This window comes from Actinomadura sp. NEAU-AAG7 (assembly GCF_018603865.1).
GTDB lineage: Bacteria > Actinomycetota > Actinomycetes > Streptosporangiales > Streptosporangiaceae > Spirillospora > Spirillospora litoris.
In genome coordinates this window covers 24,526-40,714 of record NZ_JAHFZY010000005.1, presented here as the reverse complement: position 1 = coordinate 40,714, position 16,189 = coordinate 24,526, and the positions used below count along the sequence as shown (strand labels likewise).

At 71.7% G+C, this 16,189-nt stretch carries 12 protein-coding genes; 5 read left to right on the top strand and 7 right to left on the bottom strand.

The window, feature by feature from the left end; translation table 11 throughout:
• Positions 1–90: 90 nt before the first annotated feature.
• Both leuS and KLI87_RS22890 read right to left on the bottom strand, forming a co-directional pair.
• Positions 91–2,559: a leucine--tRNA ligase gene (gene leuS / locus KLI87_RS22895; protein ID WP_214618643.1), complete on the bottom strand. Its 2,469-nt coding sequence runs from the start codon at positions 2,557–2,559 to the stop codon at positions 91–93.
• Between the two features lie 191 nt (positions 2,560–2,750).
• Positions 2,751–3,365, bottom strand: coding sequence for a hypothetical protein (locus KLI87_RS22890; RefSeq protein ID WP_156214887.1), 615 nt, complete (start codon positions 3,363–3,365; stop codon positions 2,751–2,753).
• 282 nt (positions 3,366–3,647) lie between these two features.
• On the opposite strand from KLI87_RS22890, the gene KLI87_RS22885 reads away from it, so the two are divergent.
• A complete protein-coding gene (locus tag KLI87_RS22885; protein ID WP_214618642.1) occupies positions 3,648–4,292 on the top strand; it encodes a lytic polysaccharide monooxygenase in 645 nt (214 codons plus the stop codon).
• 296 nt (positions 4,293–4,588) lie between these two features.
• Positions 4,589–6,133, top strand: a complete 1,545-nt coding sequence (locus KLI87_RS22880; protein ID WP_214618641.1) for a long-chain fatty acid--CoA ligase — start codon at positions 4,589–4,591, stop codon at positions 6,131–6,133.
• Between the two features lie 10 nt (positions 6,134–6,143).
• On the opposite strand, the gene KLI87_RS22875 is transcribed toward KLI87_RS22880, so the two are convergent.
• On the bottom strand, positions 6,144–8,156 hold the full coding sequence (locus KLI87_RS22875) for a glycosyltransferase (RefSeq protein WP_214618640.1): 2,013 nt from the start codon (positions 8,154–8,156) through the stop codon (positions 6,144–6,146).
• Between the two features lie 377 nt (positions 8,157–8,533).
• On the opposite strand from KLI87_RS22875, the gene KLI87_RS22870 reads away from it, so the two are divergent.
• Positions 8,534–9,235 carry a hypothetical protein gene (locus KLI87_RS22870; RefSeq protein WP_214618639.1) on the top strand — a complete coding sequence of 234 codons (702 nt, stop codon included), beginning with the start codon at positions 8,534–8,536 and terminating at the stop codon, positions 9,233–9,235.
• Positions 9,236–9,608: 373 nt separating this feature from the next.
• Positions 9,609–10,226, top strand: a complete 618-nt coding sequence (locus KLI87_RS22865) for a YbhB/YbcL family Raf kinase inhibitor-like protein (protein ID WP_214618638.1) — start codon at positions 9,609–9,611, stop codon at positions 10,224–10,226.
• 235 nt (positions 10,227–10,461) lie between these two features.
• On the opposite strand, the gene KLI87_RS22860 is transcribed toward KLI87_RS22865, so the two are convergent.
• The 4 genes from KLI87_RS22860 to KLI87_RS22845 form a co-directional block, all read right to left on the bottom strand.
• A complete protein-coding gene (locus tag KLI87_RS22860; RefSeq protein WP_156214882.1) occupies positions 10,462–11,727 on the bottom strand; it encodes a class I SAM-dependent methyltransferase in 1,266 nt (421 codons plus the stop codon).
• Between the two features lie 71 nt (positions 11,728–11,798).
• Entirely contained in the window at positions 11,799–13,166 is a 1,368-nt protein-coding gene (locus tag KLI87_RS22855) for an FAD-binding oxidoreductase (RefSeq protein ID WP_214618637.1), read from the bottom strand.
• A gap of 229 nt (positions 13,167–13,395) precedes the next feature.
• Complete coding sequence (locus tag KLI87_RS22850; protein ID WP_156214880.1) at positions 13,396–13,923, bottom strand: DUF1707 and DUF4870 domain-containing protein; 528 nt, start codon at positions 13,921–13,923, stop codon at positions 13,396–13,398.
• 96 nt (positions 13,924–14,019) lie between these two features.
• On the bottom strand, positions 14,020–14,796 hold the full coding sequence (locus tag KLI87_RS22845) for a polysaccharide deacetylase family protein (RefSeq protein WP_308166130.1): 777 nt from the start codon (positions 14,794–14,796) through the stop codon (positions 14,020–14,022).
• Positions 14,797–15,616: 820 nt separating this feature from the next.
• Between KLI87_RS22845 and KLI87_RS22840 the strand changes: the two genes are divergently transcribed.
• Complete coding sequence (locus KLI87_RS22840) at positions 15,617–15,988, top strand: hypothetical protein (RefSeq protein ID WP_156214879.1); 372 nt, start codon at positions 15,617–15,619, stop codon at positions 15,986–15,988.
• Positions 15,989–16,189 lie beyond the last annotated feature (201 nt).

Here is a 16,189-nt window from a genome sequence, read left to right as displayed (position 1 = left end):
GCCTGTTCCGCGCTCCACGGCGCACGCGTGGCCGGCACACGCCGAAGACCCCGGCAGGACGAGCCTGCCGGGGTACCGGAGCGTGCGGGGTCAGCGCTTGGGGACGATGTTGACGATCTTGGGGGCGCGGACGATGATCTTGGCGATGTCGGCGCCGGCCAGGGCCTCCTGGACCTTCGGGGAGGCCAGCGCCAGCCGCTCCAGCTCCTCGTCGGCGATGGCCGGGGGGATCTCCAGGCGGTCGCGGACCTTGCCCGCGACCTGGACGACGCACGTCACCGACTCCTCGACCAGCAGCGCCGGGTCGGCGGACGGCCAGCCCGCGCGGATCAGGGGCGCGGTGCCGCCCAGCAGCTCCCACGCCTCCTCGGCGGTGTAGGGGGCGAACAGCGACAGCACCACGGCGATCGCCTCGGCGGCCTCCCGCACGGCCGGGTCGGCGGCGCCGGGGCCGGAGTCGATGGCCTTGCGGGTCGCGGTGACCAGCTCCATGATCCGCGCGATCGCGACGTTGAAGCGCTGCGTCTCGACCAGCTTGGTGGCCTCGTCCACGGCGCGGGCGGTGGCGCGGCGCAGGGCGATGTCACCCGACGCGGCGTCCGCGCCGGGCGCCGAGGAGACCTCGGTGGCGATCCGGTGGACGCGGGCCAGGAACTTGGACATGCCGTGCGGGGACACGTCGGCCCAGTCGATGTCGTCCTCGGGCGGGCCGGAGAACAGCATCGCCAGCCGGACGACGTCCACGCCGAACTCGCCGATCTGCTCGCCCAGGTCGACCAGGTTGCCGGTGGACTTCGACATCCCGCTGCCGTTCAGGATCACCTGGCCCTGGTTCAGCAGCCGCCGGAACGGCTCGGTGAAGTCGACCATGCCCATGTCGTACAGGACCTTGGTGAAGAACCGGCTGTACAGCAGGTGCAGGATGGCGTGCTCGACGCCGCCGGTGTACTGGTCGACCGGCATCCACCGCCGGACCCGCTCGACGTCGAACGGGCCGTCCTCGTAGCCGGGCGAGCAGTAGCGGAAGTAGTACCAGGACGAGTCGACGAAGGTGTCCATGGTGTCGGTGTCGCGCCGGGCGGCGCCGCCGCACTTGGGGCACTCGACGTTCACCCAGTCGGACGCGGCGGCCAGCGGCGAGGTGCCCTTGGGCGCCAGGTCGGCGCCGCGCAGGCCCTCGGGCAGCCGCACCGGCAGCTGGTCGTCCGGGACGGGGACCTCGCCGCACGCCTCGCAGTGGACGATCGGGATCGGGCAGCCCCAGAACCGCTGCCGCGACACCAGCCAGTCGCGCAGCCGGAAGTTCACCGAGGCGCGCCCGGTGCCGCGCTCGTCCAGGATCTCGATGATCTTGGCGATGCCCTCGGCCTTGTCCAGCCCGTCGATCGGGCCGGAGTTGATGATCGCGCCGTCGCCGGGGGTGGCGACGCCGGTCTCGGCGGGGTCGGCCTGGCCGGTCTCGACCACCACGCGGACCGGCAGCCCGAACTTCAGCGCGAAGTCCAGGTCGCGCTGGTCGTGCGCGGGCACGGCCATGATCGCGCCGTGTCCGTACTCGGCCAGCACGTAGTCCGACGCCCAGACCGGCAGCCGCTCGCCGTTCACCGGGTTGACCGCGTAGCGGCCCAGGAACACGCCGGTCTTCTCGCGCTCGGTGGACAGCCGCTCGATCTCGCTCTCGCGGGAGACCTCCTCGCGGTAGGCCTCGAACGCGGCGCGCTGCGCGGGCGCGCAGACCTCCTCGGCCAGCGGCGCGTCGGCGGCGACGACCATGAACGTCGCCCCGTACAGGGTGTCGGGCCGGGTGGTGTAGACGGTGACCGGCTCGTCGCGCCCCTCGATGAGGAAGTCGACGTCGGCGCCGGTGGAGCGGCCGATCCAGTTGCGCTGCATCAGCAGGACGCGCTCGGGCCAGCTCCCCTCCAGCTGCTCCATGTCCGCCAGCAGCCGGTCGGCGTAGTCGGTGATCTTGAAGTACCACTGGGTCAGCACGCGCTTCTCGACCAGCGTGCCGCAGCGCTCGCAGTGCCCGCCGACGACCTGCTCGTTGGCCAGGACGGTCTGGTCCTTCGGGCACCAGTTGACGTGGCCGCCCTTGCGGTAGGCCAGGCCCCGGTCGTAGAAGCGCAGGAACAGCCACTGCGTCCACTTGTAGTACTCGGGGTCGGAGGTGTGCAGCCGCCGCGTCCAGTCGAAGGAGGGCGCGTACCGCTGGAAGGAGGCCGCCTGCGTCTCGATGTTGGCGTAGGTCCACTCGGCGGGGTGGGAGTCGCGCTTGATCGCGGCGTTCTCGGCGGGCAGGCCGAAGGAGTCCCAGCCGATGGGGTGCAGGACGTTGAAGCCGCGCTGGAACCAGTAGCGGGCGACGACGTCCCCGATCGCGAACGCCTCGGCGTGCCCCATGTGCAGGTCACCACTGGGGTAGGGGAACATGTCCAGCGCGTAGCGGCGCTCGGGGCCCTCGCCGGTCTCCACGGCCTCGAACGGGTCGAGCTCCGCCCAGCGGGCCTGCCACTTGTCCTGAACCGCCCGTGGGTCGTAGTGCTCGTCGCTGCTCACGCTTCCAGACTCCGCATCCTGATCAACTGGGTCCCCAGACCGCCCGCCGACATGAAACGGCCCCTCGCACAGGAGGGGCCACCACGCTGACGTCGATCCGTCAGCGTGGTCGTATAAGGAGCAGCCTGGCTGGCATACAGCAAGCGTAGCGCAACCGCAAGCCCTCCCGCCGAGGGTTCCGGCGGCCCCCCTCAGTGCCCCGACGACTGGCGCGCGAGCGAGACCACGCCGGTCACCTGGACGTGGGTGAGGCCGAGGTCGGCGCCCACGGCGGACAGCGTGCCCTCCTCGTTGACGCTGAGCGGCCCGTCGGTCAGCGCGACCTCGGCGGCGGCGCGCAGGATGCTCTCCCTGGCCTCGGGCGCGAGCGCGGAGGACGCGCGCGCCATCTCGACGCGCACCTCGTCGAAGGGGCGGCCGAGGTCGGCGGTGAGCGCGCCGTCGTCGTAGGACGGGTCGCCCGCCTCGCGGACGACGGTGACGGCGCGGCCGCGGGCGGCCGCGTGGGTGTAGTCGCCCGAGCGCAGCACCTGGGCGATGGCCATCCGCAGCAGCATCGCCGGCATCAGCGCGAGCTGCGCGGTGGTCGGAACCTCCAGGATGCCGAGGTTCCAGCGGCCGTGGCAGGTGTCGCACTCGACGAACTCGCCGCCGGTCTTGTTCAGCGGGATGACCGGGATGAAGAACAGCGTGAAGAAGTTGCGGCCCTGCCGGCGCCGGTACTCGCGGTCGCCGCCGCAGTCGGGGCAGTGGAAGACACCCTTGCTCAGGGTGAAGAAGACCACCCGCCAGCCGAAGATAATCAAGATCTCGGACCCTTTCTCGGTGAGGCGGCACATCGTAACGGGGACGCGGGCGCGGCCGTGGGACGGAGGGGGCACCCCGGCCACGCCGGGCGAACCTGGCCGAATCCGGCCAAATGTTTGAAACCTTGACTAGGCACCGTTCCAGCCGGAAACTAATAGGAAGGTTTCTTATTAGAAATGGAGGCCGTCCCCGGACGCCCCACCCCGGCACGCTCCCCGCCCCACGGCTACCGACTCCATCCGGACCCCACCCCTCCAGTCCCCCCGCCAGGAGGATCGCGTATGCCCAGCAGACTCCGTCCGCCCCGAAGACTCCCCTCATCCCGCAGGCTCCCCACGCCCCGCGCGAGGACGCTGGTGCTCGCCGCCGCCGCCTCGGCCGGGCTCACCGTGGTCGTCGCCGCCCCCGCCTTCTCGCACGGCTACACCAACACCCCCGTCAGCCGCGCCCTCTTCTGCAAGCAGGGCACGGTGAAGGACTGCGGGGAGGTCAAGTACGAGCCGCAGAGCGTCGAGGGCCCGAAGGGCTTCCCGAAGTCCGGCCCCCGGGACGGCACGATATGCGCCGCCGGTGACAGTCGCTGGGCCCCGCTCGACGACCCGCGCGGCGGGCAGTGGCCCGCCACGTCCCTGACCGGCGGGCAGTCCTACACCTTCGCCTGGACGCTCACCGCGGCCCACTCCACCGCGTCCTTCCGGTACTTCGTCACCAAGGACGGCTGGGACTACAAGCGGCCGGTGACCCGTGCCGCGCTCGACCTGACGCCGTTCCTCCGCCTGGACTACGGCAACAAGCAGCCGCCGCGCGACTTCTCCCACTCGGGCACGCTGCCGGTCCGCCACGGCCGGCACCTGATCGTGGCCGTCTGGGACATCGCCGACACGGGCAACGCCTTCTACCAGTGCTCGGACGTCGACTTCGGCTGACCTCGACCTCCCCCCGCGGGCTGCCGCTCTGCGCCCGCGCCGGGGGCCGGACGGGACCGCGCACCCGTCCGGCCCCCGGCCCCCTCCGGCCGACCGCCCCGTCCCGCCGCCCGGCACGGCGGGGCGGGGCGGTCGCTCCCCGCGACCGCCACCGGGAACGGGAAAGGCGCGAAGAACGGCACGTCACGGCACACACCGGGGGATGGCGCGGGCCGAACCGCATGCAGCAGGATGAGCTGGACGGTTCCAACACTCGCCGGTAACAACCGGCGGGAGCCCACCCCGCGAGGAGTGCCATGCTCAACCTGTCCGTGCTGCTGGAGGACGCGGCCCGCGAGACGCCGGAACGGGACGCCGTCGTGTTCGGCGACATCAGGCTCTCCTACGCCTTCGTCGACGGGGTCGCGAACCAGGTCGCGAACCTGCTGCGCTCGCGCGGCATCGGACCGGGCGACAAGGTCGCGCTGGCCTCACCGAACCTGCCCTACTTCCCGATGGTCTACTTCGGGGCGCTGAAGGCGGGCGCGGTCGTCGTCCCGCTGAACGTGCTGCTACGGCCCCGCGAGATCGCCTACCACCTGGCCGACTCCGGGGCGAAGGCGCTGTTCTGCTTCGAGGGGACGCCGGACTTCCCGCTCGGCGAGACGGGCCGCGCCGGGTCCGCCGAGGTGGAGGGCTGCGAGCACCTCTTCCTGCTCCCGGCGAGTCTCGCGACGACCGAGTCGCCGGTCGAGGGGGCCGAGCTGTTCTGGGCGGCGCTCGCCGGGCAGCCCGACACCTTCGAGACGGTCCGCACCGAGAGCACCGACACCGCGGTGATCATCTACACCAGCGGGACGACCGGGCAGCCGAAGGGCGCGGAGCTCACGCACGGCAACCTGCTCATGAACGCGATGGTGGACGACACGCTGTACCGGCGGACGCTGCACGACACGTTCCTCGTGACGCTGCCGCTGTTCCACATCTTCGGGCAGACGTGCGTGATGAACGTGGGGCTCTACCGGCGCGCGACGCTGGTCATGCAGGCGCGGTTCGACGCCCGGCAGACCGTCGAGCTGATGGTCGCGGAGAAGGTGAACTTCTTCGCGGGCGTCCCGACGATGTACTGGGGGCTGCTGCACGCCGAGGCGTCGCCGGGGGAGATCGAGGCGATCCGCGCCGAGCTGCGGGTGGCGGTGTCGGGCGGGGCGGCGCTGCCGATGGAGGTCATCAAGGGCGTCCGGGAGCGGTTCGGGGTGAACATCCTGGAGGGGTACGGGCTGTCGGAGACCTCGCCGGTGGCCTCGTTCAACCGTCCGGACCGTCCGACCAAGGCGGGGTCGATCGGCCTCCCGATCTGGGGCGTGGAGATGCGGCTGATCGACGACGACTGGAAAGAGATCGAGGGCGAGGGGCCCGGGGAGATCGCGATCCGCGGGCACAACGTCATGAAGGGCTACCACGGCCGTCCCGAGGCGACGGACGAGGCGATCCGGGACGGCTGGTTCCGCACCGGCGACGTGGCCCGGCGCGACGACGAGGGCTACTACTACATCGTCGACCGCTCCAAGGACATGATCATCCGCGGCGGCTTCAACGTGTACCCGAGGGAGCTGGAGGAGGAGCTGATGACCCACCCGCAGGTGTCGCTCGCGGCGGTCGTGGGCGTCGCGCACGCCACCCACGGCGAGGAGGTCAAGGCGTACGTGATCCGCACGCCGGACGCCACCGTGACCGAGGACGAGCTGGTCGCGTGGGGCAGGGAGCGGTTCGCGGGCTACAAGTACCCGCGCATCGTCGAGTTCCGCGACGAGCTGCCGATGACCGCCACCGGCAAGATCCTCAAGCGCGAGTTGCGCTGACCTCCGCCTCTCAGAAGAGGATGTGCTCCCTGGCGAACCCGTAGAACGCGACGCGGCTCTCGGACAGGAGTTCCAGGTCGCTCGGACGCCAGGTGTGGCGCGCCGCGTCCGCGTGCCGGATCGTGACGAAGGAGAACCGGTCGGCGGCGTAGACGCGCACGCCGTCCGCGCGGAGCCGTTTGAACAGGTCGGTGTCCTCGCCGCGGCCGAGGTCGGCGAACCGGTAGGAGCGCATCAGGTCGCCCTGGCCGAGGAGCGCGCCGCCGCGCAGGACGTCCACGTAGCGGTTCTCCAGGTCGGGGTAGCGCAGCAGCGTCGCGTCGATCGAGCCGAGGTGGGCGTAGTGGGCGAGCTTCCCGACCACGCCCGCGTCGGTGTAGGAGAAGGCGGGGACGAGGTCGGTCAGGTAGTGCGGGCCGTACAGCTCGTCGTCGTCCACCTTGCCGACGTAGTCGCCGTCGGCGGCGTCGATCGCCATGTTCAGGCACGCGCCGAGCGTGCGCGAGCGGTCGGCGGTGAGGACGGCGACGTCGTCGAGCCCGGCGGCCATGGCCTGCTTCTGCACCTGGACGGGGTCGAGGTCCAGGTCGTGCAGGACCATGACGAGTTGCAGCGGACGCCACTCCTGGGCCGCGATCATCTCGACGGCGGGGGCGATCTGCTCGGCGCGGCAGGTCGACATCACCAGCGACACGGTGGGCCGCTCGTCCCGCCGCACCGGCGCGCTCCCCAGGTTCTCCAGGACGGTGTCGACCCGGTGCCTGTAGGTGTGCGCCGCGTGGATCTCGCGCAGGGCGAGGTGGGCCTGCCGGTCGCGCAGTTCGGGAGCGCGCAGGAGCGCGCGGAGGATGCGCCCCGCGTCCTTGCCGTCCTCCACGGCGGGGCCGAAGGAGGGCGCGGCGTCCGCCCTGTGGTGGACGACCGGGACCCCGGCGGCGGCCGCCTCGTACGCCCGCCGCGCGTCCGGGGCGATCATGACCTGGTAGCGCTTGCGGGCGGACGCGGCCCGCTCGTGCGGCCACGGCGGGACGACCCGCTGCCGGTACAGGTGCGGGACCCCGGTCGCGGCGAAGTGCGCGCCGAGCCGGGGCGCGGGGGCGATCAGCGGTTCGGCGGTCGCGTCGTACTCCCCCTCGTACAGCAGCGGGTACCGGCCGTGGTCGTGGACGCGGACGGGGTTGTGCAGGCGCGGCTGGGCCGCGAACGGCAGGTGCGTGACGCGGTCGTGGCCGAGCCGCCGCCGGTGCTCGGGGACGGCGCCGGAGTCGACGGTGAACACGTGGTCGAAGGCCCCGGCGGCCTCGCCGAGGCCCGCGCCGGTGTCCCAGTACGCGGACGGGACGCCGCGCTCGCGGCACCAGGCGGCCATCTCGGCGACGGGCAGACCGGTGCCGATCGACTCGACGAGCAGCAGCGCGGGGCGCCGCGCCTCCAGCGTCTCCCACCAGTCGCCCGGTTTCAGGCCGGCGACCTGCGTCCACTCGTAGCGCAGCGCCGCCTCCAGGACGGGCCCGAGCACGACCGCCGCGACGAGGCCGGGGCGGGCGACCGGGCCCTCCGGCGGACGCGGCGCGGCGCCCGCCGGCTCGACCGGCTCGGTGTCGGCGACGCGGACGTCGGGACGGCGCGTCCGGCGGGGCTCGGCCGGGGGCTCGGGCGGCAGGGGGCGCTCGCGCAGCGCGTCCCGGACGCGGCGCAGCGCGGCGGGCGCGAGCGGCCTGCGGCGCAGCGCGGCCAGCGCCGGGCCGAGCCGCGTCCAGCGGCGCAGCCGCAGCTCCTCGAACCGCCACCGCTCCTTGTCGGCGCGGTGCTCCTGCTCGGCGCGGGCCCGGTCCAGCTCGCCGACGCGGCGCGCGGCGTCGTTGAGCGAGCCGATCAGCCGGCCGATCTGCTCGTCGCGCTCGTCCCGCTGGCGTTCCAGCTCGGCGAGGCGCATCCGGACGGCGGCGTTGTCGGCCGCGAGCCGGTCGCCCCGCGCCCGCAGACCGTTGATCTCGGCGGTCGTCGGGTCGGTGTCCGGCACGGCGGGCTCCCGGTGTGAGGTCGGTGGAAGGGACGGCGGTGCGGAGGGGGCGGCACGGCGGCGGGGGCGCGGCGGCGGCCGCCCTCGCGTTCACGCTAGACGCGCCGTTCCCGCCGTCCGCCGTACCCGGGCGGGTCGCCACCCAACGTTCACCGGACCGTCGCCGGCCCGTACCGCCGCCGACGGGGCCCGGGACTCGAACCCGGTCATTCGGGGCGAGACCGCCCGCACAAGGACGGGCGAACCGGACATATATGCCGCCAATCCCCCACGGATACTCGCCTTGTGTGTGATGCAGGTCACAGAGATGAGGTTGAACCGGAAGGTCGGATAAAGCATCTCTTTTCCACACACTGTGTTGCGAAAGGAACCCCCTCATGGTCCGCCGGTTGATCGCCTGCACGGTGGTGGCCACGGCCGCCGCCCTGTCCCTCACCGGTTGCCTGGGCGACAAGAAGGAGGACCCGGCGCTGCCCCCGGCCCCGACCCCTCCCTCCGCCCCGTCCGCCAGCGCCCCGTCCCAGACCCCGGCCGGCTCGGCCAACGGCGGCACGCCCGCCGGGTGGAAGACCGTCGGCGGACCCGAGAACGGCGTCCGCATGTCGATCCCGGCCGGCTGGATGGAGATCGACCTCACCAGCGGCGAGGCCGAGCAGGGCCTCAAGCGCCTCGGCCTCCAGGGCGCGAACGAGGAGATGCTCCGGCAGAGCTTCGCCTCGCTGGAGAAGCAGAAGGCCCTGTACGCGGTCGAGACCGAGGCCGCCCAGCGCGGCTACGCCACCAACGTCAACGCGCTCTGCACGCCGACCCCCGTCTCCTCGGTCGACGCGCTGGAGGCCGCCACCCGGTCGGGCATGGTCCAACTCGGCGCGCAGGACGTCGAGATCACCCGGACGACCGTCGCCGGCCGTCCCGGGATCCGCACCACCTACTCGCTGCGGACCGCCGCCGGCACCCTCACCGGCCGCCAGGTCCAGGTCGCCGACGGGTCCCGCGCCTGCTCGCTGACCGTCACGGCCAAGGACGGCGAGATGCCGGACGACGCCGACCAGATCATGGGCACGCTCGAACTCCTCTGACCGTTCCCGCACGGGGCCGGGCGCCCCGCGGCCGGGGTCGACGATCCCGGCCGCGGGAATTGCCCGGCCTTTCGCTATTCACCCGCGGGCGCGGCGGCCCGCCATCACCGGCGAAACTCTTCGCCTTTGTCGATGCGTGCCACGGTGATCTGTACTTCCCTGCCACAATTGCGCCGCGCGGGTGCCGGAGTGCGCCGCAGGTGCCAACAAAAGCCCGAGAAGTGCCCAGAAGTTCCTGGAAGACCGGGACCGGCGGCACCGGGGCGGTGGCGCGCGGAAAGCGCTGTCCCTACACTACGAGACGACCAACGTGAATATCAGGGGTAAACGGGGGGAGCACCGAATCCGGAACCGTCCTTCTTAGGAGCACCCCGTGATCACCAGCCGAGTCCTCTTCTGCGCACTGCTCGCCGCGGGAACCGCCTGCACCGCGACCGCCGCCGACGCCGCCTCCGCCCCCGCCGCCCCGACGCGCGCCGCCTCGTCCCCCGCCGCCTCCAAGGCCGCGTTCTCCATCACCAGCAGCGCCTTCCGTCCCGGCGGGACGATCCCGAAGGTCCACCTGTGCACCAGCGACGGCAGCGGCGACCCGGGCCAGAAGAACGAGTCGCCGCCGTTCGCGTGGACGGGCGGCCCGGCCGAGGCCAAGAGCTACGCGATCATCATGCGCGACCTCGACAACAACGCGCTGCTGCACTGGATCATCTACGACATTCCGGCGACCGTCGGCTCGCTCCCGCAGAATGTGGAGCACGTCTACCAGCCCACCGTCCCGGCCGGGTCGCGGCAGGTCTACTACCGGGGAAGCGCGAGCCTGTTCGGATACCAGGGCCCCTGCTCGCCGTCGTCGGTGAACACCTACGAGTTCACCGTCTACGCGCTGAACAAGGCGACCCTGTCGGAACTCTCGTCCAACTCCTCCATCCGGACGGCGGCCCAGGCCATCATGAGGGCGTCCATAGGATCGACCGCCGTGTCCGGGGAATCATGAGCCGTCCGGCAGACCGAAAGGACCATGCGAAACGCCGGTGGCACGAGGAACACAGGTAACGAGGAACACAGGTAACACAGAGAACGCGGGAAACGCGGACGGAACGGGGAACGCGCGGCGTGCGCGGCGAAGGCGCGCACGCCGGGGCGCTCCGCGTCCCGGCCGCCGCAGGACGACGACGAGCCGGCCCGAGGCGTCCGGCCGGCTCGTCGTCCCGCGGGGAGCGACGCCCTGGTCACACTCCCCAGTCGGGACGCAGCGGCATGTGGCTGCCGCCGTCGTCGTCCAGCTTCACGCCGAGCGTCTGGTGCAGCTGGATCCAGTTCTGGTTGAACCCGAGCACGCAGCCCGCCATGTAGACGCGCCACACCCGCGCCGTGCCCTCGCCCACCTCGGCGACGGCCTCGTCCCAGTGCGCGTCGAGGTTGTCGCACCAGCCGGTGAGCGTCCGCGCGTAGTGCTCGCGGAGGTTCTCCTGGTGGCGGATCTCGAAGCCCGCGTCGTTCATCTGCGTCTGGACGTACCCCGGGCCTTCGAGCTCGCCGTCGGGGAACACGTACCGGTTGATGAACCCGCCCTGCTTGATGGCGGGGGACGCGTTGTCGGGCCGGGTGATGGTGTGGTTCAGCATCCGCCCGCCCTGCTTGAGCTTGCCGTGCAGGAACCCGAAGTAGGACGGCAGGTTCTTCTTGCCGATGTGCTCGGTGAGCCCGATCGAGCTGACCGCGTCGAAGCCGGTCTCGGCCACGTCCCGGTAGTCGAGGTGCCGGACCTCCGCCAGGTCGGACAGGCCGCGGTCGGCGATCGCCTTCTGCGCCCACTCCGCCTGCTGCTTGGACAGCGTCACCCCGAGCGCCCGCACGCCGTACTCCTTGGCGGCGTGCATCACCATCCCGCCCCAGCCGCAGCCCACGTCCAGCAGCCGCATCCCGGACCGGAGCCCGAGCTTCCTCGCCACCAGGTCGTGCTTGTGGAACTGCGCCTGCTCCAGCGTCGCGTCCTCGGACGGGTAGCACGCGCAGGTGTAGGCCATGGACGGGCCCAGCACCCATTCGTAGAACGTGTTGGACACGTCGTAGTGGTGCGAGATCGCCTTCGCGTCACGGCGCTTGGAGTGCCGCAGCCACGTCGGGACGCGGCTGAACGGGGCCTCCTGCGGCGGCGGGTCCAGCCGGCGCGACATCGCCGCGCGCAGCAGCGGGTCGCCCAGCACCCCGCCGACGATCCGCGCCTTGTCGCGGGGCGTCACGTCGCCGAGCACCTGCTGCATCGTCGTGAGCGCCCGCACCATGTCGCCGCTGACATCGATCATGCCGGTGACGTAGGCGCGGGCCAGTCCCAGCGCCCCGGGCGAATGCAGCAGGTAGGACACCGCGTACGGGGAGCGGACGTCGAACCGGATGTCCGCGCCCGGCACCCCCGCCCGGGACCCGTCGTAGGCCGTGAACTCCACTGGCGCCTCAGCCCCGGCGAGCTGCTCGAAGACCCTGGCCAGCGTCATCTTGATCCCTCCTGTCTCTCCGCCCCGTCGGCCACCAGCCCTCCGAGGCATCCCCCCGATCGGACGCCTGGTCAGCGTCCACGCACGCACTTGTCGTAGAGGTCCAGCAGCCGCCCCTGGGAGTCGTAGGCCCCCTTGAGACGCCGGTAGGTCTCCCCGTCGTAGTACCGCCAGAACTCGTCCCGGGCGTAGAACGCCGTCGAGTACAGCGACTTGTGCCCCTCCAGCGCGGCGACCTCGCGCTCGATCAGCCGGTTGTGGTGCTCGGGGATCCGACCCGGTGGCAGCCGCACCGTCCCCCAGAACCCCGCGTTCACATACGTCCGGCCCACTTCGAGCGGGTAGAGCGGCCACCGCTCCTTCGCCCGGAGCGGGCACAGCCAGATGGGGCTCATCCCGACCTTGTCGTGGAAGAACTCCAGGAACTCCGGCAGCCGCTCGACGGGGACCTCGATGTCCTGGATGACGTCCTCGCGCGGTCGCAGCCCCCGCCAGCGCTCCACGTGCGCCACCAGATGGTAGCGGCGGTCGTAGGCGACGAGCCTGCGGTACACGTCCGAGCGCTTGTACTTGTCGGGCCACAGCCGCCTGATGGTGGGGTTCTGCACGCCGAACGCGCCCGAGCACCAGAACCAGTCGGTGTCCCAGCGCCAGATGTAGTCGCGGATCGTCAGGAAGTCGATCGACCGCTCCTGGATCGAGCGGTAGTAGATCCTCTGGCCCTTGTAGTCGGAGGTGTAGGGCGCGTCGTCGGCGAAGAACCCGAGCGTGATGTACTGCTCGGCCTTGCCGAAGACCGTCCCGTCCATGAAGTCGACGGTCTCGCCCTCGTAGGTCCCCGCCTCGGTGATCTCCGCCATGGCCTTCGCCAGCTCGGAGGCGTCACCGAACCGCAGGTGGCGGAGCCGCACGTAGGGGCGCACCCGCCGCAGCTCGATCTTCAGCCGCAGGCTGTAGCCGAGGGTCCCGTAGGAGTTGGGGAAGCCGTAGAACAGGTCGGAGTGCTCGTTGTCGCGGGACGCGGTGACGATCCGTCCGTCCCCGGTCAGGACGTCCATCTCCAGCACCGACTCGTGCGGGAGGCCGTCCCGGAACGACGTCGACTCGATCCCGAGCCCGGTCACCGCGCCGCCCAGCGTGATCGTCTTGAGCTGCGGGACGACCGTCGGCATCAACCCGTGCGGCAGCGTGGCGTCCACCAGCGCCTCGTAGGTCGTCATGCCCTGGACCTGCGCCGTCCGCTCCTCGGGGTCGACGCTCAGCACGCTGTCGAACCCGGACACGTCCAGGCCGGGCGCCTCCGAGGGGTCGCGCCACCGGAACAGGTTCGAGGTCCGCTTCGCGAGCCGCACCGGCGCCCCCGCCGGAATCGCCTCGTAGGACCTCCTGAGCGCCTCCACCGCCCGCTGGTGGTCGCCCTTGATCGCAAGCTCCGTCATCTACCCCTCCCCGGACACAGTAAATCGATCATCCCATGTACGTTCCATATAACTCGGACGTTAGGGTCATCACAGGTCGAGAGGGGAATAAAGCCTCAACGCACGCGTCCATCTCCGAGCAGCCCTCTCCAGGTGGCGACGGTGCCGCGTAGAGGCGGCCACGTCAACCTTTCCCCGAAGGCACACGGCGACAAACCCGTCCGCCAGCTCCCGCGGACCGGGAGCGAACCTACCGCACCAGCCGCAGGATCCAGGGGTAGCGGAACGTCTGGCCGGTCAGCGCGAACACCGCCGCGATCGCCGCCAGGATCCACGCCACCGCGTACAGCAGCCCGCCGACGCCGAACGTGACGATCGTGACCAGCAGCAGCGTCACCTGGAAGTTCACCGCCTCCTTGGCCTGCGTCCGGACGTACTCCGAGCGCTTCCCGCTGAGCAGCATGAGCACGAGCGGCCCCACGAACAACGTCGGCACCGCGACGGCGTGCGCGGCCGCCGCGAGCATCCGGTCCTCCCCCGTCGGCTGCTCCGGCACGGCCCCCGGGAACAGCGCCCCCCGCTGCTGGACCGGGACCAGGTCGCGCGTCACCGTGCCCAGGTCGTCGCGGGTCTTGGCCGTCATGGCCAGGTGCACCCGCATGTCGAACTCGTCGTGGTCGATCCGTCCCTCGGCATAGGCCTCCTGCAGGCGCTCCAGGACCGGCTCGCGCTCGGCGTCCGAGACCCGCAGATTCCCCGCCGCATAACTGCTGTCCATACTCTCCATGGTCGGAGGCTCCACCCCTGACGGCCATCGGGGATGACCCTGGCCTTCCCCCCACCCGTCCGGGCCCCGCTCAGGGTCCGGGGCGCCTCAGCGCTGGGCGTAGATCTTGCCGGGCGTCATCGTCCCGCCGAACAGCTCCGTGACCGTGACGAAGACGTAGCCGTCGCGCTCCAGCCGGTCGAGGATCCTCGGCACGGCCGCCACCGTCGTCGGGTGGATGTCGTGCATCAGCACCACGTCCCCCGGCCGCACCGACTTCATCACCCGCCGCTCCACCGCGCGGCTGTCGCGGATCTGCCAGTCGAGCGGATCGACCGTCCACAGGACCTGCGCCAGCCCCATCCGCCGCGTCTTGGACGTCAGGCGCCGGCCCGTCGACCCGTACGGCGGGCGCAGCAGCACCGGCGCCACCCCGATCGCGCGCCGGATCGCCTCCTGCGTCCCGGTGAGTTCGGCGTCGACCATCTTCTCCGGCGCGTGCCCCAGATCGGCATGCGTGTAGCTGTGGTTGGCGATCTCGTGCCCCGCCGCGTACTCGCGCCGCACCATGTCGGGACGCTCGGCCGCGTTCTTCCCGATGAGGAAGAACGTCGCCCTGATCCGCCGCTCGGCGAGGATGTCCAGCAGCTTGGCGGTGCTCTCCACCGGCCCGTCGTCGAAGGTCAACGCCACGCACCTGGCCCGCGCGCAGTCGACGCCCCCGCTCACCGCCTCCTGCCGCTTCGGGCTCTCCACCAGACCGGCGGCCCCCATCACACCGGGCGTGTCGAACGCCCGCAGCACCCGCTGGGTGACGGCGTTCGGGTCACCGCCCACCTGCGCCCTGACCTGGGACGCCTCGGACTCATGGCCGCCCCTTCCCACAGGCGCCTCCGCTCCTGAAGCGTCCGCCCCCGCGGTCGCAGGACTGTCCGGCCCATGCGCCCGCGGGCCGTCGGCCCCTCCGGCCGCGGGAGCATTCGCCCCGCCCCCTCCCGGAACATTCGCTCCCGCTGTCGCGGGAGCGTTCGGCCCATCCCCTAGCGGCGCGTTGGGCTCTCCGGCCCCAGGCGCGTTCGGCCCATCCCCGCGCGGGACGTTGGACTTTCCGGCCCCAGGCGCACTCGGCGCATCCCCGCGCGGGACGTTGGGCTCTCCGGCCCCAGGCGCGTTCGGCCCACCCGCTCGCGGGGTGTTCGGCGCATCCCCGCGTGGGGCGTTCGGCCCTTCCGCTCCCGGGGTGTTCGGACCTTCCGGGCCGCCATTGCTCTTTGCCGTGCCCTGACCGGAAATAGACTCCTGGCCGACCGCACCGGAGGACGCGTCCGCCCCATTCCCCGGCCCATTCTCGGCCGCCCCGCGCACATCGGAGGAACCCCGCGCGCTCCGCGGTGTCTTCGGCGGAGGAACATGATGCGCCGCCGTCATGAGCCCCGCGGACCCCGATTGTGGAGACAGCGCGCTCAACGCCCCGCACAACGCCGCCGCGAGCACGCCGAGCGCCCCCCGCCGGACCAGGCTCGGCCCGTCCATCAACACCCCCGCCGCCGATTTCCCCGTTCCGCCAGTCTAGGGCTCGCGCTCTTGAGTACCTTGAAGGCCGCCGCTGTGTCGGGAACCCGTCGGCCACGAACGATCGTTATCGTCGTACACCAAAACCGGCCCCGGAACGGTTCCGGGTGCCCTAGACACGACGGGACAGGTCATGAGGTTCCGCGACCGATTCGGGATACGCAAGAACCGTGGTTCAACGGTGACGAAACTCGACCGGGAGGCGACCGACTCCGACATCGAGGCACTTATCGCCTTCGCACGCGACCGGCGCGGCGTGGAGTTCTACGTCGAGCCGGAGACGTTCGCCACCGACACCACGGCCGTCGCCGTCGCCCACGACGGCGAATGGACCCGCCGCCGCGTCGGCTCCCCCAAGGTCATCGGCAAGGTGGCCCGCGACCTTGGGCTCCCCGTGTACGACGTACAGATCGTCGGCTACCCGCCACGCATGCGCGCGTGGAACGAGCGCAACCGCGACCGCCGCATCGACCCGGGCACCCCGGGCCAGGCCGTCGCCCCCTGAGCCAGGAGACGCCCGGGCCGGCCCGCCCGGGAGACCGTCTCGGACTCGACCGCTCCCCCTGCCGCCGTCGACGAGGTCCGGCGCCTGACATTGGACGGGTCACCACGTTCCGGCCATCGCGGCCGCCGGGAACGATCCATGCGACGGCACGGCAGAACGGTGCCCCAAAAGACGAGCGGCGGGCTTGCGAAACGCCGCACG

What these genes read in the sequence shown, in the direction of transcription:
- KLI87_RS22885 (WP_214618642.1), top strand. Translation starts at nt 3,648, where the DNA reads ATGCCCAGCAGACTCCGTCCGCCCCGAAGACTCCCCTCATCCCGCAGG.
- KLI87_RS22880 (WP_214618641.1), top strand. Translation starts at nt 4,589, where the DNA reads ATGCTCAACCTGTCCGTGCTGCTGGAGGACGCGGCCCGCGAGACGCCG.
- KLI87_RS22870 (WP_214618639.1), top strand. Translation starts at nt 8,534, where the DNA reads ATGGTCCGCCGGTTGATCGCCTGCACGGTGGTGGCCACGGCCGCCGCC.
- KLI87_RS22860 (WP_156214882.1), bottom strand. Translation starts at nt 11,727, where the DNA reads ATGACGCTGGCCAGGGTCTTCGAGCAGCTCGCCGGGGCTGAGGCGCCA.
- KLI87_RS22855 (WP_214618637.1), bottom strand. Translation starts at nt 13,166, where the DNA reads ATGACGGAGCTTGCGATCAAGGGCGACCACCAGCGGGCGGTGGAGGCG.
- KLI87_RS22850 (WP_156214880.1), bottom strand. Translation starts at nt 13,923, where the DNA reads ATGGACAGCAGTTATGCGGCGGGGAATCTGCGGGTCTCGGACGCCGAG.
- KLI87_RS22840 (WP_156214879.1), top strand. Translation starts at nt 15,617, where the DNA reads ATGAGGTTCCGCGACCGATTCGGGATACGCAAGAACCGTGGTTCAACG.